This is a genomic window from Paenibacillus yonginensis, from assembly GCF_001685395.1.
GTDB lineage: Bacteria > Bacillota > Bacilli > Paenibacillales > Paenibacillaceae > Fontibacillus > Fontibacillus yonginensis.
Map to the genome: position 1 here is coordinate 3,523,298 of NZ_CP014167.1, position 21,307 is coordinate 3,544,604.

General features: G+C 52.7%; 17 protein-coding genes. 5 read left to right on the forward strand and 12 right to left on the reverse strand.

Annotation, left to right across the window (positions count from 1 at the left end; genetic code table 11):
- The first annotated feature begins 113 nt into the window (after positions 1 to 113).
- From AWM70_RS15995 to AWM70_RS16005, 3 genes are all read left to right on the forward strand, one after another.
- Positions 114 to 2,759, forward strand: a complete 2,646-nt coding sequence (locus AWM70_RS15995; RefSeq protein WP_068698061.1) for a PAS domain S-box protein — start codon at positions 114 to 116, stop codon at positions 2,757 to 2,759.
- Between the two features lie 179 nt (positions 2,760 to 2,938).
- Entirely contained in the window at positions 2,939 to 3,574 is a 636-nt protein-coding gene (locus tag AWM70_RS16000) for an FMN-dependent NADH-azoreductase (RefSeq protein ID WP_068698063.1), read from the forward strand.
- Positions 3,575 to 3,642: 68 nt separating this feature from the next.
- Entirely contained in the window at positions 3,643 to 4,116 is a 474-nt protein-coding gene (locus tag AWM70_RS16005) for a MarR family transcriptional regulator (RefSeq protein WP_068698065.1), read from the forward strand.
- Between the two features lie 88 nt (positions 4,117 to 4,204).
- Here AWM70_RS16005 and AWM70_RS16010 read toward each other — a convergent pair whose 3' ends face one another.
- The 10 genes from AWM70_RS16010 to AWM70_RS16055 all read right to left on the reverse strand — a co-directional run bounded on the left by AWM70_RS16010 (position 4,205) and on the right by AWM70_RS16055 (position 15,028).
- Positions 4,205 to 5,323, reverse strand: a complete 1,119-nt coding sequence (locus tag AWM70_RS16010; protein WP_068698067.1) for a stalk domain-containing protein — start codon at positions 5,321 to 5,323, stop codon at positions 4,205 to 4,207.
- 284 nt (positions 5,324 to 5,607) lie between these two features.
- On the reverse strand, positions 5,608 to 6,789 hold the full coding sequence (locus AWM70_RS16015; protein WP_068698069.1) for a TolB family protein: 1,182 nt from the start codon (positions 6,787 to 6,789) through the stop codon (positions 5,608 to 5,610).
- Between the two features lie 118 nt (positions 6,790 to 6,907).
- On the reverse strand, positions 6,908 to 8,422 hold the full coding sequence (locus AWM70_RS16020) for a sensor histidine kinase (RefSeq protein ID WP_068698071.1): 1,515 nt from the start codon (positions 8,420 to 8,422) through the stop codon (positions 6,908 to 6,910).
- Positions 8,419 to 9,111 carry a response regulator transcription factor gene (locus tag AWM70_RS16025; protein ID WP_068698073.1) on the reverse strand — a complete coding sequence of 231 codons (693 nt, stop codon included), beginning with the start codon at positions 9,109 to 9,111 and terminating at the stop codon, positions 8,419 to 8,421. Before AWM70_RS16025 ends, AWM70_RS16020 begins: the two co-directional genes overlap by 4 nt.
- Positions 9,112 to 9,361: 250 nt before the next feature.
- Positions 9,362 to 10,279: a ribose ABC transporter substrate-binding protein RbsB gene (rbsB, locus tag AWM70_RS16030; RefSeq protein WP_068698075.1), complete on the reverse strand. Its 918-nt coding sequence runs from the start codon at positions 10,277 to 10,279 to the stop codon at positions 9,362 to 9,364.
- A 15-nt stretch (positions 10,280 to 10,294) separates the two neighbouring features.
- Positions 10,295 to 11,263 carry an ABC transporter permease subunit gene (locus AWM70_RS16035; RefSeq protein ID WP_068698077.1) on the reverse strand — a complete coding sequence of 323 codons (969 nt, stop codon included), beginning with the start codon at positions 11,261 to 11,263 and terminating at the stop codon, positions 10,295 to 10,297.
- A gap of 1 nt (position 11,264) precedes the next feature.
- Positions 11,265 to 12,746 carry a sugar ABC transporter ATP-binding protein gene (locus AWM70_RS16040; protein WP_068698079.1) on the reverse strand — a complete coding sequence of 494 codons (1,482 nt, stop codon included), beginning with the start codon at positions 12,744 to 12,746 and terminating at the stop codon, positions 11,265 to 11,267.
- Positions 12,747 to 12,758: 12 nt separating this feature from the next.
- Positions 12,759 to 13,160 (reverse strand): D-ribose pyranase, encoded by a 402-nt coding sequence (rbsD, locus tag AWM70_RS16045; protein WP_068698081.1) that lies wholly within the window; start codon positions 13,158 to 13,160, stop codon positions 12,759 to 12,761.
- A gap of 1 nt (position 13,161) precedes the next feature.
- Positions 13,162 to 14,043 carry a ribokinase gene (gene rbsK, locus AWM70_RS16050; protein ID WP_068698083.1) on the reverse strand — a complete coding sequence of 294 codons (882 nt, stop codon included), beginning with the start codon at positions 14,041 to 14,043 and terminating at the stop codon, positions 13,162 to 13,164.
- A gap of 1 nt (position 14,044) precedes the next feature.
- A complete protein-coding gene (locus tag AWM70_RS16055; RefSeq protein ID WP_068698085.1) occupies positions 14,045 to 15,028 on the reverse strand; it encodes a LacI family DNA-binding transcriptional regulator in 984 nt (327 codons plus the stop codon).
- 324 nt (positions 15,029 to 15,352) lie between these two features.
- Here AWM70_RS16055 and AWM70_RS16060 point away from each other — a divergent pair, with 324 nt between their 5' ends.
- On the forward strand, positions 15,353 to 16,141 hold the full coding sequence (locus AWM70_RS16060; RefSeq protein WP_068698087.1) for an endonuclease/exonuclease/phosphatase family protein: 789 nt from the start codon (positions 15,353 to 15,355) through the stop codon (positions 16,139 to 16,141).
- Between the two features lie 71 nt (positions 16,142 to 16,212).
- On the opposite strand, the gene AWM70_RS16065 is transcribed toward AWM70_RS16060, so the two are convergent.
- Positions 16,213 to 18,552, reverse strand: coding sequence for a heavy metal translocating P-type ATPase (locus tag AWM70_RS16065; protein WP_083180359.1), 2,340 nt, complete (start codon positions 18,550 to 18,552; stop codon positions 16,213 to 16,215).
- A 165-nt stretch (positions 18,553 to 18,717) separates the two neighbouring features.
- Here AWM70_RS16065 and AWM70_RS16070 point away from each other — a divergent pair, with 165 nt between their 5' ends.
- Positions 18,718 to 19,089 (forward strand): ArsR/SmtB family transcription factor, encoded by a 372-nt coding sequence (locus AWM70_RS16070; protein ID WP_068698089.1) that lies wholly within the window; start codon positions 18,718 to 18,720, stop codon positions 19,087 to 19,089.
- Between the two features lie 499 nt (positions 19,090 to 19,588).
- Here the strand turns inward: AWM70_RS16070 and AWM70_RS16075 are convergent, their stop codons facing one another.
- Complete coding sequence (locus tag AWM70_RS16075; protein WP_237167736.1) at positions 19,589 to 21,205, reverse strand: right-handed parallel beta-helix repeat-containing protein; 1,617 nt, start codon at positions 21,203 to 21,205, stop codon at positions 19,589 to 19,591.
- Between the last annotated feature and the right edge of the window lie 102 nt (positions 21,206 to 21,307).

Below are 21,307 nucleotides of genomic sequence, written 5' to 3' on the forward strand. Positions count from 1 at the left end.
GCCCATTTTTTAATGGTTAAAAATTTAGAAAATCAAGAAAACAGGCAGGAAAAGGCAGCCGAAAGCTAGAATTTCCCTTTCGAGTTAAAGTCCTGAACAGGAGGGGGTTGCTCGTGTCGAGTGAAAATGAACTTATCAGGGAAACTTTTTCCAGGCAAACATTCCATTATGCACCCATCGGGATGGCTGTTTTGTCCGCCAGCGGCAGATTGTTAAAAGTGAATCCCGCCCTATGCCGGCTGCTGGGATATTCGGAATCCGAACTGGAGGCCAAAACATTTAAAGATATCTCGCACCCCGAAGATTTGCCAAAGGACGTAAGCCCTATCACGCTGTTTTTTGAGAGCAAGCTGGACGTATACGAGACAGAGAAACGGTATCTTCACAAAAATGGACGGGAAATATGGGCCATGCTGGCCGTAACCCCGGTTAAAGACGAAACAAACACTCCGATCTACCTGGTTGCCCATATTGTGGATCTGACCCAGAAGAAACTTGCGGAGGCCGATCTGATCGAGCAGCAGCGCCTGCTTCAAGAGAAAGAGCTGCTATACCAGTCCATTGCCGACAACAGCTTTGATTTCATTACCCGCCACGACCTCGACGGTACATTCCGGGAGGTGTCGGCATCGTGCCATCAAGTGCTTGGTTACACCAAACAGGAAATGGTCGGTCAGCCCGCCTTCGCTTTTCTCCATCCTGATGAAATGCAGCACATCCGTGAACAATGCAAAAGCCTTTTTCATACAAGCTATAAATTGGTTATCACTCACCGTTTCCGCCGGAAGGACGGCTGCTATCTGTGGATTGAGTCGACATTAATCGCCATTCCGGAAGAGGAGACCGGCGGAGTCAAGGAATTCGTTATCGTCTCCCGGGATATCAACGAACGTATAGAGACCTTTGAGCAGCTGAAGGAATCGCAGAGGAAATACCGCATGATCGCAGACAATGCCAGAGAAATTATTACCTTCACTAATCCCCAAGGAAAAATTCAATATATTTCCCCTGCCGTCACGCCTCTGCTGGGTTACGGCGAAGATGAGGTTGTCGGCACCAGCATCTTCGATTACTGGCATCCGGCTGAACGCCGGGTCAAACAAAGCAGTGAACTGAGCGGCAGCTGGTCCAGCAGCACTCCCTACAGCCGCCTGCGCCATAAGGATGGCGGGTATGTCCAAATCGAAACGACTTTCCAGCCCATCCACAGTGAAACCGGAGACATCGTGCAGGTTCTGTGCATCAGCAGGGACATCACCAAACGGAAGCAGGCTGAAGATGAGCTGCGAATGACCAAAGAGAAGCTGGAATCCTTCATCTCCAACCATGCTGACGCCGTCTGGATGGTCGACCGCGATGGTTATGTCCAGCAGGTCAACGCTGCCTTTCAAAGGTTGTTCCAATGGAGCCCGGCTGAAACCTTGTCCTTTCAGCTGCCGGTCATTCTTTCGCAGGAACAGAAGCGGGTAGACGAGCTGAGAACCAAAGTATTATCCGGCGGTTCCGTAGTTGGGTACGAATCCGTCTGGCAGCGCAAAGACGGCTCCCTGGTAGAGGTGAGCACAACGCTGTTCCCGATCCGGGACAGCAGCGGCCGTATTACCGGATTGGCCGGAACAACCCAGGACATCAGCGAGAAAAAGAATGCGGAACGAAAGCTGAAGGCCTCCAAGGAACAATTTAAAGCCTATCTGGAGCAGAACATCGATCCGGTGCTGATTCTCGATATGCATTACCGCGTGATCCGGGTCAATCCAGCCTTTGAATCCACCTTTGGCTGGTCCATAGACGAGATTGTAGGAACTCGTGTGTTTGATTTGCCAAGTGTTCCTCTTGATACTCCCCACCGGCTCGGTCCAACTTTCGAGAAGATGGAGCCCCAATCCATAGAAATCGTCAAGCAGAAGAAAGACGGCACCTTGATCCCCGTCCTGATCTCGATCTTCCGGCTGCTGGATGAAGCCGGCACGCACAACGGCTGGGCCCTGAACCTGCGGGACATGACCGCCTACAAACAGGCCGAACAGCTGCTGATCAACTCGGAGAAGCTCTCTGTTGCCGGGCAGCTCGCCGCGGGCATTGCCCACGAAATCCGCAACCCGATCACCGCCATCAAGGGGTTTATCCAGCTGATGAGTTCAGGGATTGCGGAGAAGCAGCTCTATTATGAGATTATGGCTTCGGAAATTGAACGAATCGAAATGATCTTAAATGAGCTGCTGATTCTGGCCAAACCTCAGGCCGTGCAAACGAGGCCGTCCGACGTGCGCCTTCTGCTGAATCAGGTCGTCACTCTATTGGATTCCCAGGCCAATATGAACAACGTTCAAATCATAACAGGGTTTGATACCGGCCCAGCCTGGATTCTGTGCGATGAGAACCAAATCAAGCAGGTCTGCATTAATCTCATCAAAAATGCGATCGAAGCCCTGCCTGGCGGCGGAATTCTACAGATTCACCTCGGCCATCAAGAGCATGACCGTTTGATTGTCCGGTTCACCGATAATGGAATCGGTATACCCGAAGCCGTTCTGAACAGGCTCGGACAGCCTTTCTACACGACCAAAGAAAAAGGCACCGGTCTCGGCTTTATGGTCAGCAAAAAAATTATTGAAAGCCATAACGGTACCATTACCATCCGCAGTAAAGAAAACGAAGGCACCACCATCGAGCTGAACCTGCCTGGCCTGCCGGCTTTTCACGGTTCCTTGAGTCCAAGCCGCTCGGAAGTGGAGGTTTTGGGAGGCGTGCAGGACTAACAGAATGAAAACGCTTAAAATAACTGCAAAACAAAGCCAGTCTCCCAGAGGCAACCGTGAGGTTGTCTTTTTTGTCTGGGTTTAAAGAGAGCCCGCTTCCAATCAACCTTTGACAAGTGACCGGATTGGCAGTACATTGATTCCATAGAATCAAAAAAAGATAACCGAGGAGGATCACCATGTCTACCCTGCTTTATGTTGCCGCTCATCCGTTAACCCGCCAGCAATCCGGTTCCTTGAGTACCGGCGAAGTGTTCTTGAAGGCTTACCGCGACTTTCATCCGGGAGATGAAATCATAGAATTAAACCTGTTTGAAACCGCCGTCCCTCCTATTGACGAAGTGGCTTTCCGTGCCTGGGGAAGGCTGCGCAAGGGCACTCCTCTGGAGCAACTGGCTCCGGAGGAGCAGCAAGCCGCAAGCGCCCATGCCCGGTTTAGCGATCAGTTCGTGGCAGCCGACAAATATGTGTTTGTGAACCCGATGTGGAATCACTTTCTGCCCAGCCAGATGAAAGCTTATTTGGACACCCTTTGTGTAGCGGGAAAAACCTTCCGTTATACGTCCCAGGGCCCGATTGGCCTGCTGCAAAACAAAAAAGCGCTGCATATTCAAGCCGCAGGCGGCGTATACGACCGCAGCTCCCCTTTCATCAAGGATTTCGGCCATGCTTATTTAGCCCATATCATGGACTTCTTCGGGATTCAGGAGCTGCAGAGCCTGTTCATTGAAGGGCGGGATGCCCGCCCGGACCAGGCCGCAGCAATCCTGGCGGACGCCCATGAACAGGCCGTTCAACTTGCCCGCCATTTCTGATATTCTTATAGAATCAGTCCAGGAGATTTTTGTCTGATCAGAAGGCGTACAGGAGGCGTAATCCAGTTATGGAACCGGAACCGGCTCATTCCATTATCCGCAAACTTGAGCAAGTGCTCGGGCAGCGTGAGCAATGGGAGAAAGAGAAGCAGCAGCACATTCAGGAAAGGCTCGGCAAGACTGATTTGACTTCCGAGCCGGTGTCGCTGGCCGAACTTCATGTTCTGGCCCTCATCGGCCACGATCCCCGGCTAAACGTTATCAACATCGCCAAGCAGATGCAGATGACCCGCGGAGCGATTTCCAAAATCTGCGCCCGTCTGGAGCGAAAAGGACTGGTGAACAGAGTCCAGCTTCCTTCCAACCAGAAAGAGGTTTATTTTAAACTGACCCCGGGCGGTACCAGACTGTGGGAGCTGCATGAGGAGGAGCACCGGAAGGTGATCGGCAAGTACCAAACGATGCTTGACGCTTATTCCAGGGACGAGCAGAGGGTCATCGAGCGATTTCTGAATGACCTGATGCAGCGCAGATTTGAATAGCCGATCAACGAAAAAAAGCCGTGTCCATGCAGCTTAAACTGTCATGAACACGGCTTTTTTTATGGCCCGGCCGCTTGGACGCGGGAATTTATTTCAGTTTGGCCACTCCTGCCGCCGCCTGCTCCAGCAGTGTGCTTGACAGGGATTTATCCGGCGAACTTAAAGTCACGTAACGGTCGTCGATTTTAAAGGTCAACATCGGGATATCGCTTGGGGTATACCATTTGCCCTTCAGACCGCCCGCGAGCGCAACCTCCTTGGCCTCATACCCGGTCGAATAGTCGCGGGGTGATATTTGAACGCTCATGTGGCGAAACTTGAACGTAACCGAATCCCCGCCGGCAGACACGCTCTGATAATTGTCGCTTTTCGCCATCTGCATAGGCGCGTAAGCGGTAGTGAAGCCGTCAAATTTAGCAAATTCTGCTTTGATGGCCTGAATCTGCGAAGCCGTGTAACCTACGGCTGTCAAACCGATGGCCTCCGGTTGGCCGAGCTTCGTCACGCTGGCTCCAACCTGCTCCAATTGAGCCTGGGATAATTTTCCGTCAGGCGAACTTACCGTAACATAACGATCGTCCAGCTTGAAGGTCAGCATCGCCCGGTCGCCCGGCGTATACCATTTCCCCTTCAGACCGTTGGACAACGTCACATTTGTCCCCGTATACCCTTGCGAATAATCGCGCGGAGAAACGTTAATAGTCATGTTGTCGAACACCAGATTCACTCCGTCATCGGTCTGTACAGCATTTCTGAACAGATCCCCTTTCAGCATCTGCTGAGGCGCATAAGCCGCTTCATACCCATCAAAGGCTGCGAAAGCCTGGCTAATCGCTTCGGTTTGAGCAGCCGTGTACACGATCTTTACCCAGGCTTCCGGCGAAGCCGGCGTGCTGCCCGGTCCCCCCGAAGAACTGCCGATCGTAATAACGCCTGTCTTGCTGTCATAATAAACAGGGGTATTCAGCGCTTCAGACAGAGCACGCACAGGGAGATAAGTTCTATCCTGGTAAACCACCGGAAGCAGCTTGCTGCCGTCCGCATCCTTCGGAACAAAAGTTGTCCCGTTCAGATTAAAGCTGATATTCGAGTTCAGATAAGCGGTGATCTTCTGCAGATGGGTTCCGGCATATACGCCGGCGGCTCCCGAGAACGTCATTCCGGCTACCATCAACGCCATGACGGATCTTTTGACTTGTTTATTCATTTTGAAATCTCTCCTTGGGTTCTAGTAATTCCAGGGCAGCCATCCCTGCTCCACATTAGCGCTGCTCCCTTATGACACTAAGTATAAAAGTCCGTTATCTCCAAACCATTTCGGGGTTGTATCGGACTTGTAAACATTATCCGCCGCTCTTGCCAAGTCGTTAAAGCTGGCTGCAGCGGACCATTCCCGGTATATAATTCAACAAAAAAACAGCCAAACTCAAAAGTCCGGCTGCTCCCGTCCATGCCCTTATCAGGTCAAAGACGCGTAAGGGACAGAAATATTTAAAGGTTCAAATCCATAATTTGGGTCACCGGCAGCGAATCTTCACCTGCAATCGTAATGCCAAGCCGTTTGCCCGAAGGACTCCAGCTGAGCGGGTATTGGGGGAAATAACCCGGTCCGACCAGCGATAAGAGCCCTGATTCATAATCAAAAATGTAAACGCCGTTCAAACCGTTTTGATCTTCGTTATAGACAGCCAAAGCCAGTTTGGAAGAATCGGGCGACCAGGCCAGATAAGGGATCAAATTCCCTTTGGCCAAAGCTCCTCCTTCTTCCCGGCCATCCGGACCAAGCAGCCGAAGCTCGCTGGAACTCCGGTCCGTCCCGTAGGCCTGTACGGCAATATGCGCGCCATCCGGTGAAACCTCGAACTGCCCGACCTGCTTGCTGACCGTTTCCGGCCGGCTCTGCCCCGGCTTAAACGTCTTGAGCCGGCCCTGATTATCCAGGTAATAGATCGAGCCCCGGCTAACTCCAAATTCCGTAAACAGCTCCACGTCCGGGTCTTCCAGTTCCAGCTTGGCCGCCGTTCCGTCCGTTCCGATCTGCCAGAGATCCCCTCGGCCTGCCTGATCCCCAGCCGCCAGGATATAGCTGTCCGGATCAAGCCAGCCCCCAAGCTCCATATAGTTTGGCAGCTTAATTTCTTGAACGACCCCGGTCTCCTGGTTCTTCATATAGTTGCGTGCCGTATATTTGTCGGCCCAGTCCTGAATAAAGCTGTATCGGCCGTCCGGCGATACCTGCTCTTTCGTTACGGTCAAATCCTCCGGTTGAATGGGAGCGGATTCCTCCCGCTTGTCTCCGGATGACAAATCAACAACCGATGTTGTATAAACAAATTCCGGTTCCTTCTGCGCCGTACCCGCTTTGACCGGTGTAGTCGTCATAATCTTGAGCGCATCATCCGAAACCCAGGTTTCGATATTTGCCCCCTCCAGACGGTGAATCCGCTGGACGGAAACGGCCTGATGTTCCTGCTTGACCGCCCCCTCCACAACTGTCAGCTTGCGTTTGCTTTCTGAGCCTTGTCCTTCCGCCGCACCCTGATTTGTTGGGCTGCCGCCTGAACCGCCGCCCGCCGGATGTTGCTGCAGCGGCGGCTGGCAGGCCGAAAGACCGGCTGCCAAGGCGATAACGAACGCCATCACTGCGGCATATCTCTTCTGTCTCTTGTTCATGCTGCGAGCCTCCTTCTTTCGCTCATTCCGCCAACTCTGCTTGGATGCCTCAGTATACCTCCGCCCTATCTCCAAACCGTCTCCGGCTTGTAACGAATTTGTAAACAAAACAAAGAAATTACGGAGAACCCGGCGGATCACCCGGAAGCTCAAGGACAAACCGCGAGCCGCCAGCCCCGGATTCGGCCAGCCTGACAGAGCCGTCCTGCTTCTCGGCCAGGCTTCTGACGAGCGCCAGTCCAAGCCCCGTCCCTCCGGTCTCTCTGGAGCGGTCTGTACTGACCGTGAAGAAGGGATCAAAGATCCGGCTCTGCAGCTCCGCCGGAATGCCGATACCATTATCGGCCACCTCAATAATGGCGATGCGTTTGCCCTCGGCCGTTCGTTCGGTCCGGTTGGACAAAACCACCTTGCCTCCCGGACGATTATATTTAACGGCATTATCGAGCAGGTTGGTAACCATATGCATCACGTTCTCAGGATCCACCCATGCCGTTTCCTCCGTCAGCCGGGCTTCCAATACGATCTTCCGGTTCTCGGACTTGAGGCGAAGCCGCTCAAGCGCTTCCTGAAGCAGCGGCCGCAGCGGCACCGCCTCGGGATGAGTCTGGAAGTCGTAAATATCCATGGAGGAAAGCTGCAGCGCCTTCTCCACCAGTCCGTACAGCCGCTCCGCTTCTTTGGCAATCTGAGTTCTGGCTTCCTCCAGCAGCTTCGGATCATCGCTGTACATGCCCAGCAGATCGGAATAAGCGATGATGGACGTCAGCGGCGTCTTCAGTTCATGGCTGATGTTGCCGATGAACTGCTTCTGCTGCTGCTCCAGCTCCCTTAACCTGGCGATCGCCTCCAGCAGCTTCTGCTGCTCCTCATTCAGCTCACTCACATAAGCCGAGATGCTCCCGCTCATGTCGTAGATGCCTTCGGCCAATTCACCGAATTCATCTTTCCTCCGCACCGGTGGCGCATCCAGGTAATGCCCCTGACCAATCTGCTTCGCAGCCTGATTTAGCCTGGACAAGACGGAAATCTGGCGCCAGACATACAGATAGCCAACTACAAAAGCGGCCGCCAGCACAGCGGCTCCGGTTACGATAAACAAGCTGCGAATCCGCTGGTAAAAAGCATTTTGTTCCCGCAAGGAGCTGTGAAACTGTACAGTGCCCAGAAGTTCATCCGCATTATAAAGCGGAGCCAGATACAGCAGCTGGTCGCCTTCCGTAATGTAAGCCGACTTCCCCTTGGCGGTGTAAGACAGAGCGTCCTGGACATCCGTCAAAGGATGGATCGGCAACGAGGTGGCGGCAAACTCGCCGCTCGCCTGATACAAAGTGACGGGCATGCCGCTTTGCTCGCTCAGGTCAATGGCCAACCGCTGCGCATTCCGATCCATGAAATCATCCGGCGGTATGTGCTCGCCGGTCAAATATTCCTCCCGGACCCGCAGATTCGCCGAATCCGCCTGATGGGCGAAATTCTGCTCCAGCCGAACCCGCTGATCCTCCCGAATGCCGGCCAGCACAAGTGTGCTGAGCAGGACAAGCACCGAAGCGAGCAGCAGCGCCAGCAGCAGGGAGATTTTGCCTTTAAGTCCCAGCCGGAATCTCCTGCAGGGAACTGCCGGAGAGGTCATGTCAGTGCCCTCGTGCTTTTATAGCCTACCCCGTATACAGTTTGAATCAGGCCCTGCCATTCTCCCAGCTTCTTGCGCAGCCTTTGGACATGAATATCCACCGTGCGCGTCCCGCCCGCGAAATCCATCTCCCAGACCTGCTCGAGCAGCGCTTCCCGCGAATAGACACGCTCCGGGTGACGAACGAGCAGAACCAGCAGATCAAACTCCTTCGGAGTCAGATCAACGGACACGCCGCCGATTCGCACCGTCCGGCTGAACGGCTCAATGGACACGCCGCCGAGCACAATAGATTCCTCGTCTGCTCCGCTTTGGCCGGCAGACTCCGCTTTCCGCCGCCTGGACAACGCCTTCACCCGGGCTACCAACTCCCGGATATCAAACGGCTTGGTCATGAAATCATCCGCCCCAAGCTCCAGGCCCAGCACTTTATCTACAATGTCATTCTTCACGGTCAGCAGCAGCACGGCGGGCCGGTTCCGCTCCTCCAGCTTGCGGCAAACCTCATATCCGCTTAACTTGGGCATCATGACATCGAGTACCATGACGTCAGGTTTGAATACTGCGGCCTTCTCAAGAGCTTCTTCACCGTCGCCAGCCGTCTCCACCTCAAAGCCTTCCCGACCGAGTGCGTACGCGACGGCGCTCGAAATACTGATTTCATCGTCTACAACAAGCACTTTAATCATAATTTGGAAACTCCTTGTCTTATAAAGAGGATAACTCTCAATGAACCTTTGCTGTACCCTAGACGACACCAACTTTGAAAAAGTTGTGCCCGGCTTGCAGGCGCCTTTTCCTTATTTTACACGATCCTGCAAGCATTTAGTCCGTTGTGGCGTTGTGGTTTAACCGGTCATCTTCGCTGGGCTGTGAACCTGTATAATCCCTAGACAAAAAACACCCCAACCAGGCGATAGCCCGATTGGGGTGCGTTTGTTATTCCTTCGTCACCAGCTTCAGCGGTGCCGGAATGGATTTCTCGACTGTTTTGCCCTGCAGCACGTCGCGCGCCGCCTGGACGGCCATTTGGCCGATCAGTTCGGGCTGCTGAGCCACCGTTGCGGTCAGCTTGCCGTCCTGGATCGCTTTGAGCGCATCGTCGCTGCCGTCAAAGCCGATGACCGGGATGTCTTTGCCTGAGCTGCGAATCGCTTCAATTGCGCCAAGCGCCATTTCGTCGTTCTGGGCGAATACCGCCTGCACGTCCGGATGCGCCTGAAGCAGGTTCTCCATCACGTTCAAACCTTTGGTGCGGTCGAAATCAGCCGCCTGGGAAGCCACAACATTCAATTCGGTATCGGCCACCTCATGGAAGCCTTGGCCGCGCTCACGGGTTGCGGAAGCGCCGGCTACGCCTTGCAGCTCCACGACTTTGGCACCTTTGCCCACCAGCTGAGCCAGGTATTCCGCAGCCATTTTACCACCTTTGACGTTATCGGAGGCAACAAACGCTTTAACGTCGCCCTTGTCGGCCGAACGGTCAATCGTAATAACCGGAATGCCCAGGTTGTTGGCATTCTCGACTTCCGTCGAAATCGCCGCCGAATCGGTCGGATTGATCAGCAGGGCGTTGACGCCTTTTTGAATCAAATCCTCCACGTCGTTGGTCTGTTTCGCCGAGTCGTTCTGCGCATCCACCACGATCGTTTCGATGCCCTGCTTCTTGGCTTCGGCTACTACGCCGTCTTTCAAAGAAACGAAGAACGGATTATCCTGCGTTGAAATTGACAGGCCAATCTTCATCTGCGTCAAATCCCCGCCGGTTTTCGGTTTCGCCCAGCTAGGGGGCTGCATGGAGCAGCCGGTCGTTAGGACAAGCAGCAGCGCTGCCATTAATAGCGTTAACTTTTTCATCGTTTAATCTCCCCTTTATGCGGATTTCTTCCGGTCGATGAGTACGGCGATCAGGATCACGATCCCTTTGACCACCATCTGGTAGAAGGAAGAGACGCCGAGCAAGTTCAGCCCGTTGTTCAGAATGCCGATGATCAACACGCCGATCAGAGTGCCGACGATGCGGCCGCGGCCGCCAGACAAGCTGGTGCCGCCGAGAACAACCGCCGCGATGGCGTCAAGCTCGTAAGAAGTGCCGGCTGTCGGCTGGGCCGAGTTCAGACGGGACGTCAGGATAGCGCCCGCAAGTGCGGAGAGCAGGCCAGCCAACGCGTAGATCATGATTTTGACGCGGGATACCTTGATGCCGGATACGCGGGCCGCTTTTTCGTTGCCGCCGATGGCGTACGTTTTGCGTCCGAAGGACGTTTTATGCAGAACCACCCACAGGATGGCAAAAGTAATAATCATCGTAACGGCCGGTACTGGAATGCCGAATTGATAACCGCGGCCAAACAGCTGGAACGCCATGCTGTCGCCAAGTCCCGTAATCGGGTTGCCGTTTGTGTACACAAGCGTCAAACCTCTGAAGATGGTCATGGTCGCCAAAGTTGCGATAAATGGAGCCATTTTACCTTTCGTAATCATGAGGCCGTTGACCGCCCCCATAACCCCGCCGGCCAGACAGCCAACGATAATCGCGAGAACAGGATCAAGGCCCGAAACCATCAAATTGGCGATAAAAGCACTGGATAAAGCGAGTATCGATCCAACCGACAAGTCGATGCCGCCGGTCAGAATAACGAAGGTCATGCCAAACGCGATCAGCGCGTTAATAGATACCTGACGCAGCATATTGAGTATGTTAAGCGGTTCCAAAAAGCTTGAATTCAATACGGAAACGATGATGATCAGAATGATCAGGCCCAGCAGCGGACCAAGCTTTTGCGTCACCTGCGACAACTGAAACCCTTTGCTTGTTTTTGCTTCATTCATTGTCGACATGTTATTGTCCCCCCGTAGCGAGTGTCATAATTTTTTCCTGCGTGGCTTCTTCCCGGCTTAATTCTCCGGTGATCCGGCCTTCGTGTACCACCACGATCCGGTCGCTCATGCCGAGCACCTCCGGCAGCTCCGACGATACCATGATGATGGCCACGCCATGTCCGGTCAGTTCATTCATCAACTGGTAGATTTCCCGTTTGGCGCCAACGTCAACCCCGCGGGTCGGTTCATCCAGAATAAGCACTCTAGGCCCGATACCTACCCATTTGGCGATAACCACCTTCTGCTGATTGCCGCCGGACAGGTTGCCCGCCGCCGTTTCGGACGTATGGGTTTTGATGCGCAGCCGCTGAATCAGCATATCGACGAACGATTTCTCTTTCTGCGCCGAGATCAGCCCTTTGGAGGTAAAGCTCTTCAGGCTCGGCAGCACCATATTCTCACGAACGGAAAAATCCAGGATCAAACCTTCATCCTTCCGGTCCTCCGTTATAAACCCGATGCCAAGCTTCACCGCGTCATCCGGTTTGCGGATCGCGGCTTTTTTGCCGAACAGCGTCACCTCGCCGCGGTCGAGCGGATCGAGTCCAAACAAGGCGCGCATGATTTCCGTGCGTCCCGAGCCCATCAGCCCGGAGAAACCAATGATTTCGCCCTCATGAACCTTAAAGCTGATGTCCTCGAACAGCCCTTTGCGGGAAGCGTGCGACACCTCGAGCGCCACTTTGCCGGGATTCGGCGTCCGCGCCGGATAACGTTCCGTCAGCTCGCGGCCGACCATTTTTCGTACCACTTCGTCGAAGTTTGTGTCCGGAATCGCTTGAGTATCCACCGTTCTGCCGTCCCGCATCACCGTAATCCGGTCGCAGATTTCGAAGATTTCCTCCATCCGGTGGGAAATGTAGACGATAGAGACGCCTTCTTTCTTCAAAGAGGCTATCACCTCAAACAGCTTGCGGATTTCCCGTTCGGTCAAGGCCGACGTTGGTTCGTCCATGATAATGACTTTGGTGTCCGTCAGCAGGGCTTTGGCGATTTCAATCATCTGCTGCTGGCCGACCGAACATTCGCCTGCTTCGATGTTCAGCGGAATATCCACCGACAGCTTGCGGAACTGCTCCGCTGCAAGCGCCTTCATTTCCTTCTCTTTTAAAAGGCCCCAGGACGACGACATCTCGCGCCCGATAAACAGGTTCTGCAGCACGGTCATGTCCGGCCATACATTCAGCTCCTGATGGATAAAAGCGATGCCCGCTTTCTCCGCTTCCTTCGGATTCGAGAAGTACGTCTCTTTGCCGTCAATCGTAATCGTCCCGGCGTCTTTCACGTACAAGCCCGTCAGAATGTTCATCATCGTGGATTTGCCGGCCCCGTTCTCGCCCATCAAAGCGTGAACTTCACCAGGCTCCAGGTCAAAGTCCACGCCGGACAGAACCTGGTTGGTGCCAAACGCTTTATGAATGCCTTTCATTTCAATACGCATAACGGCTCCTCCTTATTTCCCGAAATTAACGCCAGCCTGCAAAATCACGTTCGCATACGGTTTGGCTTCACCCGTTCGAATCACGGCTTTGGCCTTGCGGGTCAGCTGCTTGAACTGTTCATGCGGGCAGAATTCCAGCTCGGCTTCCGCAAATTTATGTTTCATATATTGAAGCGCTTGCGGATTATCCGCTTTGATTTCCTCCGCCAGCACAAGCTTCTCTACGACCATATCCTCGGACACCGCATTGACGGTGTCTTCGAAGCTTGGCGATCCTAACGTCAGCGCCAGGTCGATTTTGGGGACCCCGTCCGGAACGGGCAGTCCCACATCAGCAATAACGATGGTATCGGTATGGCCAAGATCGGCCAGCACTTTGGCAATGTGGCTATTTAATATCCCCAGTTTCTTCATCTTACATCTGCTCCTCTACCTCTTGGCGCTGCGGCATCCCGCCCTGTGCCCCAAATCGGGTTACAGACAAGGAGGCCGCTCGGTTCGCAAAACGCACGCTGTCATAGACCGGTTTGCCTTCGGCCAGCGCCACTGCAAATGCCGCGTTAAACGTGTCGCCGGCTCCTGTCGTATCCACAACTTCCACCTTATAAGACGGCACCAGCACCTCTTCTGCGCCGTCGAAATAACGTACGCCCTTGCTGCCTTCCGTAATAAACAGCTTGTTGGGATATTTCCGCAGCGCTTCGGCTATGCTGAGATCCGTGAACAGAATTTTTGCTTCATGTTCGTTTGGCGTAATATAGGCTGCGTTCTCGACCACCTCTTGCGGAATCGCTCTGGCCGGAGCCGGGTTAAGCAGCAGCGGAATGCCAAGCTGTTTAGCCAGCCGGCTTACGTAGACCACCGTCTCCTCCGGAATTTCCTGCTGAATCAGGACCATATCCGCTCCGCTGAACGCGTCCACTGCACGGGAACTGATATAGTCCGGCGTCACTTCGTCATTGGCCGCTTTCACGACGACGATGCTGTTGTCGCCTTCGGCCAGGACGATATGCGCCGTTCCGCTTTCTCTATGTGTAACCGGTTCCACATACGTGACAGAAACACGGTTTTGTTTAAAATTGTCCAGGATCTGTTCCGCGAAGTGATCATCCCCTACGCGGCCGATCATGGTCACCTCGGCGCCAAGCCGCGCTGCCGCTACGGCCTGGTTGGCTCCTTTGCCTCCGGGAACCGTCTTGAAGCTTTCGCCGAGAACCGTTTCTCCGGCTCCCGGTCGTTTGGATGCCGTTACTACCAGATCAATGGATGAGCTGCCTACCACTACAATCTTTGCCATGTTATTGTTCCGCCTTTCTCGTCGTATCCCGTTCAGTAAAGGTTACGGGCATTTGAAGGGTTGATTGTTCAATCGGTTTATTCTCTATAAAAGCAATCAGCAAGCGGGCCGCTGCCCTTCCCATATCATAAGCGGGCTGGCGGATAGTCGTCAGCGCCGGATTCAGAATCCCGCTTAGCGGGACATCGTCATAGCCGATGATCTGCACCTCTTCCGGCACCTTCTTGCCAAGCTTAAGCGCCTCATGCAGCACAGCCGCCGCCACGATGTCGTTGCTGGCGATAACCCCATCGGTATCCGGGTATTGCCTGAACAGCTGCTCGGCCCAGGTCCCGGCATCGGTGAAGGAGAAGGACGAGGTCTGCACCACGTTGTAGTCGATTCCCTGCTCCTTCAGCATCTCCACAGCGCCTTTAAAGCGGTCCTGGGCCGGCCGGACATGCTTGGGCCCTTGCATCACCGTCACGCGGCGGCTGCCGCGGGCGATCATTTCCCGGGCGGCGATCCGGCCGCCTTCCCTGCCGTCCGAATAGACGGAAGGACTGTCATCCGCCGTCCGGTCCAGGAATACCACCGGGATAGCCAGCTTCCGGTAGGTGTCTGTGTCCGGGCTGTTGGTGGAGGCGATAACGCCAACCACATTATTTTGCACAAAGGTCTGAATGTAATCCTGTTCTTTGTCCCGGTCTTCATCGCTGTTGCCGAAGATGATGCGGTAGTCGTTCTCCTGCATTTCATCTTCGACGCCGCGGGCCAGCTCGGGGAAAAACGGGTTCGTAATATCCGGCAGCAGCAGGCCGGTCAGCTTTGATTTTTTCTTATATAGAGATCTCGCGACCTCATTGGGTGTATATTGAAGTTCCTTGATAGCGGTTTCAATGTTGCGGCGGGTGTCCTCGTGGACATAACCTGTTCCGTTGATCATCCGCGAAACCGTCGCTACCGAAACTCCGGCATGTTTAGCCACATCACGTATGGTTGCCATAGCTTTCTCTCCTTATTTGGGAAACCAATGTGGAACCGGTTACATCGTTAAGATAACATATCGTTTGCGCCTTGGCAAGAGGGGAACCGGAAGAATGATTTGGAAAAAGTTAATAAGTATCCTTCCGTCCAGGCCCAACGGCAGGTTTCTGCATGGTAAAATAGACGTACATGCTGGTTATAGTTTTTTTACCTGAACCTAAGGATCTCGGTGCAGTGAGTCCATTGAAACGAAGAACCGTGCAAGCAGTTTGACTATTTGGCTTGTATTTTAACGTCCAGGGAACAGGACGGATCATTTAACAGCAAAGGACGGTTGATAAACATGAACACCGAACTGAAAATCATGTCTTTTAATATACGGACGCTCCATGGCGACGACGGGACGGTCAACTGCTGGGATAACCGGAAGGATCTGGCCGTACAGGTGATCGAGGCTTTTGCCCCGGATGTGGTTGGCCTGCAGGAGGCGTACGAAGCCCAGAGGGATTATCTGCTGGAAAACTGCGGGGCAAGTTATGTTTCAATCGGTGCATCAAGGCTGGGAGACACAAATGACGAATACGTCAACATTCTGTTCCGCAGCGATAAATTTGAAGCCTTGGAGTCCGGCCAATTCTGGCTGAGTGAAACCCCTGAAATCCCGGGCAGCCGCAGCTCCCTGGACACGGATCATCCCCGCATCTGTACCTTTGCCCGCTTGCGGGCAAAGGACGGCACCGCCGATTTTTATTATTTCAACACTCATTTTGCCTTAAAAGAACCCGCCCAGGTTCAAGGCGCCAAGCTGATTCTGGAGCGAGTCGAACAGATTGCCGGCTCTTCCGGGCTTCCCGTATTTATTGGAGGCGACCTCAACTCTACGGAGAAGGAAGAGGCTTATCTCCTGCTTGCGGACTCTGGTTTCACCGACACCTGGACCCAGTCGGGACAGGACCTGGCTGGCACCTGCACCTTCGGCAATTATACCGGCGATACGGACGGTCCGCATATCGACTGGATTTTTCAGCGCGGCGCGGGGCCTGTGAAATCAATTGTTATCAACCGCTGGAACGTTGACGGACGGTATCCGTCGGATCATTATCCGGTGGAGCTCACCATCGAGCTGCCTTGAGGTAATAACAGCCGCTAAACCAGCGGCTTTTTCTTTTATATGACATTGAATCAGCTTTATCAGCAGCTTCCTCAGGCAGAACGCATTACGCGCATCGCGTTGGCTACAGCAATTACGGTTACGCCGACGTCTGAGAACACCGCCTCCCACATGGTCGCTATGCCGAACGCGCCCAGCACCAGGAAGACGGCTTTAACACCAAGCGCAAAAATAATATTCTGCCAGACAATACGCCGGGTGCGTTTGGCCGTATGAATGGCCGCGGCTATTTTGGAAGGCTCATCGTTCATGATTACGATATCCGCCGCTTCGATAGCCGCATCCGAGCCAAGGCCGCCCATGGCGATGCCAATATCCGTACGGGCCAGAACGGGAGTGTCGTTAATCCCGTCCCCTACAAAAACAATTTTGTCTTTAGCCGATTTCAATTCGTCCAGCGCTTCAATCCGGCTGACTTTATCCTCCGGCAGCAGCTCGCTGTAAACCTCGTCAATCTTAAGCTGCTCAGCCACCGAGTCCGCTACGGATTTGATGTCCCCCGTAAGCATAACAGTTTTCTTTACGCCAAGCTCTTTCAAGGCTTGAACGGCGGCTGCCGCGTCCGCTTTTAATTCATCCGAAATGACAAGATATCCGGCGTACCGGCCGTCTAAAGCCAAATGCACCACGGTGCCGGCTGCTTTTGGCTGAGCTGCAGCCGAAATGTTGTTCTGCTGCATCAGCTTGGCATTGCCGGCCAGCACCTTTTTCCCTTTGACGAAGACCTCTACTCCATGCCCCGAAATCTCATTGTATTCGCCGACCTCATGCTCTTCCAGTTCTCCCTTGTAAGCATTCCGGATGGATTCCGCTATAGGGTGATTGGAATGAAGCTCGGCATAAGCCGCATATTCAAGCAGCTTATCCTTGGACCAGCCTTCTTCCGGAAAAATACCCGTCACTTGAAAGGAACCCTTTGTCAGCGTGCCGGTTTTGTCGAACACCACATATTTAACCGCATTTAAGGCCTCCAGGTAATTGCTCCCTTTAACGAGCACCCCCTGCCTGGACGCTGAACCGATGCCCCCGAAGAACCCAAGCGGAATCGAAACAACAAGCGCGCAGGGGCAGGAGATGACGAGAAAGATCAGCGCCCTGTACAGCCAATCTGAAAAAGAACTCCAGCCCAGGAACAACGGCGGAACAACCGCCAGAAGCACCGCAACAATTACGACAAAAGGCGTATAATATCGGGCGAATTTGGTGATGAAATTTTCCGTCGGCGCTTTTTTGCTGCTCGCATTTTCAACCAGCTCCAGAATTTTGGCAGCGGAGGATTCCCCGAACCATTTGGATACCTCAACCGTAAGCACCCCATTTTTATTGATAAATCCCGCCAGCACAGGGCTGCCAGGCTGTACCTCCCTCGGTACCGATTCTCCCGTCAGCGCCGACGTATCCACCATAGAGTTGCCCTCCAGAATCCGTCCGTCAAGCGGGACCTTTTCTCCCGGCTTCACGATAATGAGGCTCCCGATGCCGACCTCTTCAGGACGAACACGCCGGATTTCCCCGCCGTCCTTCAGATTCGCATACTCCGGCCGTATATTGATCAGCGAAGTGATGGATTTGCGCGACCGGTTTACGGCTAAGCTTTGGAACAGTTCACCTATTTGATAGAACAGCATGACGGCCACGCCTTCCGGAAACTGCCGGATAGCAAATGCTCCCAGCGTGGCGACCGACATCAGGAAATATTCATCAAACACCTGTCCTCTGACGATATTTTTCAGGGCCCGGAGAACGATATCCCCGCCGATAATCAGATAAGCCGCTCCAAACAGCACAAATTCCAGCACGCCCGAGAAAGACCCGAGCATCCCCGCAGCGGCGATTACAGCCCCTGCCACCAAACGCAGGATCAGGGTTTTGTTGAGGCCTTCCCCTTGTCCATGTGTGTGGCTGTGGTCATGACTATGGTCATGGCTGTGGCTGGAGGAGTCCCCGGCGCTGGCATCAAGTCCTTGATGGGCAGATGGCCCGCTTTTTCCAGCGCCCGGGAGACTGGATGCGGCAGCCCGGGGTCTATTTTTGACCTGCATTTGGATTCCGGGCTCCAGCCTACGAACTGTCCTGGCCGTTTGTTCCAGCACACTCTCTTCGGCTTCGGCCGTAGTCTCCAGCGACAAGGTGCGGGTCGTAAAATTGACCGAACAGGACGCAACACCAGGGATTTTTTTTACCCCGTTTTCAACCTTTAAGGCACAATTCGCACAATCCAGTCCCTCCAATACATACTCATGTTTTACATTGGTTTTAGCATTATTGTCGGCGTTGGCATTGACACTAGCGTTGGCGTTGGCACTGGCTTCGGCTTCGGCTTTGGCATTGGTGTCGCCATTAACATTAGCTTTAGAATTAGAACTCTGCATCTAAACTGCTCCTTTCCTCGAGCTCTTTGTCAACATATGATCAGTTGTTCATGTGTTTGTATTCATTATATTCTTAACCTTTCTTTTGCGTCAACGAATCGTTATAATTTTATGAGAAACAGCCCAGTTTAACGGTTTTATTTCTTGAAACGGGTAGGTGAGATTATGAAATATGAAGAAGCTGCTGCAGAAGAATGTGATCTTACCTGTAAGGGAACGGGCGAAAATCTGCAGACTGTGAAATCTGCCATGCTAAATATGGATTCCGCCGTCCAGATGGCTGACTGGTTTAAAGCTTTCAGCGATCCCACCCGGATTAGAATTGTGGATGCGCTTCGGCAAAAGGAGCTTTGTGTGCATGACTTGACGGTGCTGCTGGATATGGGGCAATCCGCCGTCTCCCATCAGCTCCGGTACCTGCGAAATTTAAGAATCGTTAAGAGACGCAAACTCGGAAAAACCGTGTTTTATTCCCTGGACGATGCTCATATTGAGCAAATTTTCGTGCAAACCCTTCAGCACATTACCCACACCTAAAATATTTTGTCCAATGCTGAAAACTGAATCCCTTAAGCTGCCTGAAGAAAAGTGCCGCTCCCTTCGGAGACGGCACTTTTTTGAATACTCAAACCTTCTAACCGCATGTACACTTTTTAGGCCTGGGAAAAATGTTAATACTCGACCTCTTTGACATTAAGCAAAGATTCAGTAGTGGCTTTTCCATACCATAGCCTTTACCTGAGTTCCTGTCTGATTCCTTGCCTAAGCACCACCCTCTGCAGTTCCCTATAAAACCAACTAAGCCTTGATCTAAACCGAATTGGTAAACACATACTCAAAACCCAGTTGGCGCATATTTTCGCGGCTTACAGAGCCGAACTCCGCGTCGGTATAAACGCCTTTGAATTCACAACAGTTTACGAACTGGCGAACGAGGAATGGGGATAAGTGGAAACAAACCAGCGATCAACTTCTCCAGTAAGCAAAAAAAGATGGCTCTCCTTTACTAGGAGACCATCTTTTGACTACATTGCCTCTACTCATCCGCGCCGATATTTACAGCAGCATCCTGTACTCTAGGCTCCCCGTCAATATCAACCTGTCCAATTATCGCGGTATCCGTCGATCCTGCATCGATTGCAGGAGATGTGGGCTGCAGGTGAAAATCACCTTTGGATGGGTCCATAAACTTAGGATCAATGAATAAGGAATGCGCATCATTGCCAGTTCCCGATTTATAAACGGAGAAGCCTGCATACTCTTTATTTTTCCATGTCCAGTTTGCTTCATCTATCCCGCCTGGGGCGTAATACAGATTATAATCTACAACATTTCCGGCATTTTGGGTGTACCCATTATATATGAGCACATTCGTGGAGTTGTTGGCCACAACAATGTTGTTTTTAATCACGTTATTTTTTGTACCGTACTGAACGTAAAGCTGGCCGCCGCCCTCGTCGATCGTATCATTTTTATAAACCGTATTGTTTACGATCGTACAGTTTATTGTAGAGCCCCGTTCGGTATCGTACCCGCCCATGGCAATCCCGGTGAGCCGGTTGCTGTAGATTACGTTGCTGCGCACCCTAATATTGCTGGTGGATTTACCCGCATGCTCGGAGGCAATTTCAATGCCAATGTCGTTACCGTAGCTGTAATTCTGTTCAATAATGCTGTCCTTACCGCCATCCACATAAATACCACCGGCGGAATGGCTGTTGTTCGGAAGCTTCTTACCGTAGGACGGGTTGTTATTGGAAGTAATATTGTACACCCGATTCCCTTTAACAAGGCCGTTGCGGACCTGATCGTATGCCGTATCCGGCGCTTTCCCTTCAAAGCCGATCAAATCTATGCCGATGTTGTCACTATCGTGTATTAGATTATTTGTCACTGTAAATGTGTCCACGTTGCCATTTAATACCAGCGATTCACTGGTGCCCAGCACGAGATTGTACAGTTCATTACCATCAATCGTGATGTCGTGAATAGATTCCGGAGCTTTCGTTCCGTAAACTGCGATCCCGTGAGCGTCGCGGCCTAGCAGATCTTCGCCTGCCGGTGTGGCGGTGTTTTTAATATCATGGACCTTGTTGCCTGATAAATGAATAAAACTGCCCGATCCATGAACATAGATCCCCACCGGCATTACGTCTCTGGTAGAAGTCATATAATTACGTATTTCAAAACCGTTAATCGAAATATAATTAACATCACTAAGATCAATCAATCCTTCAACTTCGTTCACCGAAAGTCCTGAACCGTCAATAATCGCATTCTCTTTCTCATAGCTGGAGAACACAATAGGGCCTTTTGAAGCCGATCCGGAGCGGGTGAACTTCAGCTTCTCGTTGTATACGCCACCCCGAGCATAGACCGTACTTCCCGGTGGAACCACGTCGGCCGCATGCTGCAGCGTTTTCCAAGGCGCATCCATTGTTCCCGCATTAGAGTCGCTTCCGTTCGTTGCCACATAATAAACAGCACCAACTGCCGCTGCACTTGGAGCCGCTGCACTTGAGGCTACCGCACTGGCACTTGATGCCCTAGCATTAGATGCCGTAACAGCGGCCGGGGACTGGTTCATACAGGCAGCCAAACCAATCCCCGTAACTATGCTTAAACCCAATAAGAGCATTTTTCTTACAGACATTCCTTCCAAAACCTCCGATGCTACCGTTGATAAGGTTCCCTATCATATATAATCGCAAACATTTGAAGATTGAAGTCCCGGGAACGGGAAAATAAGGCGCCT

What these genes read in the sequence shown, in the direction of transcription:
- AWM70_RS16065 (WP_083180359.1), bottom strand. Translation starts at nt 18,552, where the DNA reads ATGCAGAGTTCTAATTCTAAAGCTAATGTTAATGGCGACACCAATGCC.
- AWM70_RS16000 (WP_068698063.1), top strand. Translation starts at nt 2,939, where the DNA reads ATGTCTACCCTGCTTTATGTTGCCGCTCATCCGTTAACCCGCCAGCAA.
- AWM70_RS16075 (WP_237167736.1), bottom strand. Translation starts at nt 21,205, where the DNA reads ATGTCTGTAAGAAAAATGCTCTTATTGGGTTTAAGCATAGTTACGGGG.
- AWM70_RS16025 (WP_068698073.1), bottom strand. Translation starts at nt 9,111, where the DNA reads ATGATTAAAGTGCTTGTTGTAGACGATGAAATCAGTATTTCGAGCGCC.
- rbsB (WP_068698075.1), bottom strand. Translation starts at nt 10,279, where the DNA reads ATGAAAAAGTTAACGCTATTAATGGCAGCGCTGCTGCTTGTCCTAACG.
- AWM70_RS16005 (WP_068698065.1), top strand. Translation starts at nt 3,643, where the DNA reads ATGGAACCGGAACCGGCTCATTCCATTATCCGCAAACTTGAGCAAGTG.
- AWM70_RS16055 (WP_068698085.1), bottom strand. Translation starts at nt 15,028, where the DNA reads ATGGCAACCATACGTGATGTGGCTAAACATGCCGGAGTTTCGGTAGCG.
- rbsK (WP_068698083.1), bottom strand. Translation starts at nt 14,043, where the DNA reads ATGGCAAAGATTGTAGTGGTAGGCAGCTCATCCATTGATCTGGTAGTA.
- AWM70_RS16020 (WP_068698071.1), bottom strand. Translation starts at nt 8,422, where the DNA reads ATGACCTCTCCGGCAGTTCCCTGCAGGAGATTCCGGCTGGGACTTAAA.
- AWM70_RS16070 (WP_068698089.1), top strand. Translation starts at nt 18,718, where the DNA reads ATGAAATATGAAGAAGCTGCTGCAGAAGAATGTGATCTTACCTGTAAG.
- AWM70_RS16060 (WP_068698087.1), top strand. Translation starts at nt 15,353, where the DNA reads ATGAACACCGAACTGAAAATCATGTCTTTTAATATACGGACGCTCCAT.
- AWM70_RS16035 (WP_068698077.1), bottom strand. Translation starts at nt 11,263, where the DNA reads ATGTCGACAATGAATGAAGCAAAAACAAGCAAAGGGTTTCAGTTGTCG.
- AWM70_RS16040 (WP_068698079.1), bottom strand. Translation starts at nt 12,746, where the DNA reads ATGCGTATTGAAATGAAAGGCATTCATAAAGCGTTTGGCACCAACCAG.
- rbsD (WP_068698081.1), bottom strand. Translation starts at nt 13,160, where the DNA reads ATGAAGAAACTGGGGATATTAAATAGCCACATTGCCAAAGTGCTGGCC.
- AWM70_RS16010 (WP_068698067.1), bottom strand. Translation starts at nt 5,323, where the DNA reads ATGAATAAACAAGTCAAAAGATCCGTCATGGCGTTGATGGTAGCCGGA.
- AWM70_RS16015 (WP_068698069.1), bottom strand. Translation starts at nt 6,789, where the DNA reads ATGAACAAGAGACAGAAGAGATATGCCGCAGTGATGGCGTTCGTTATC.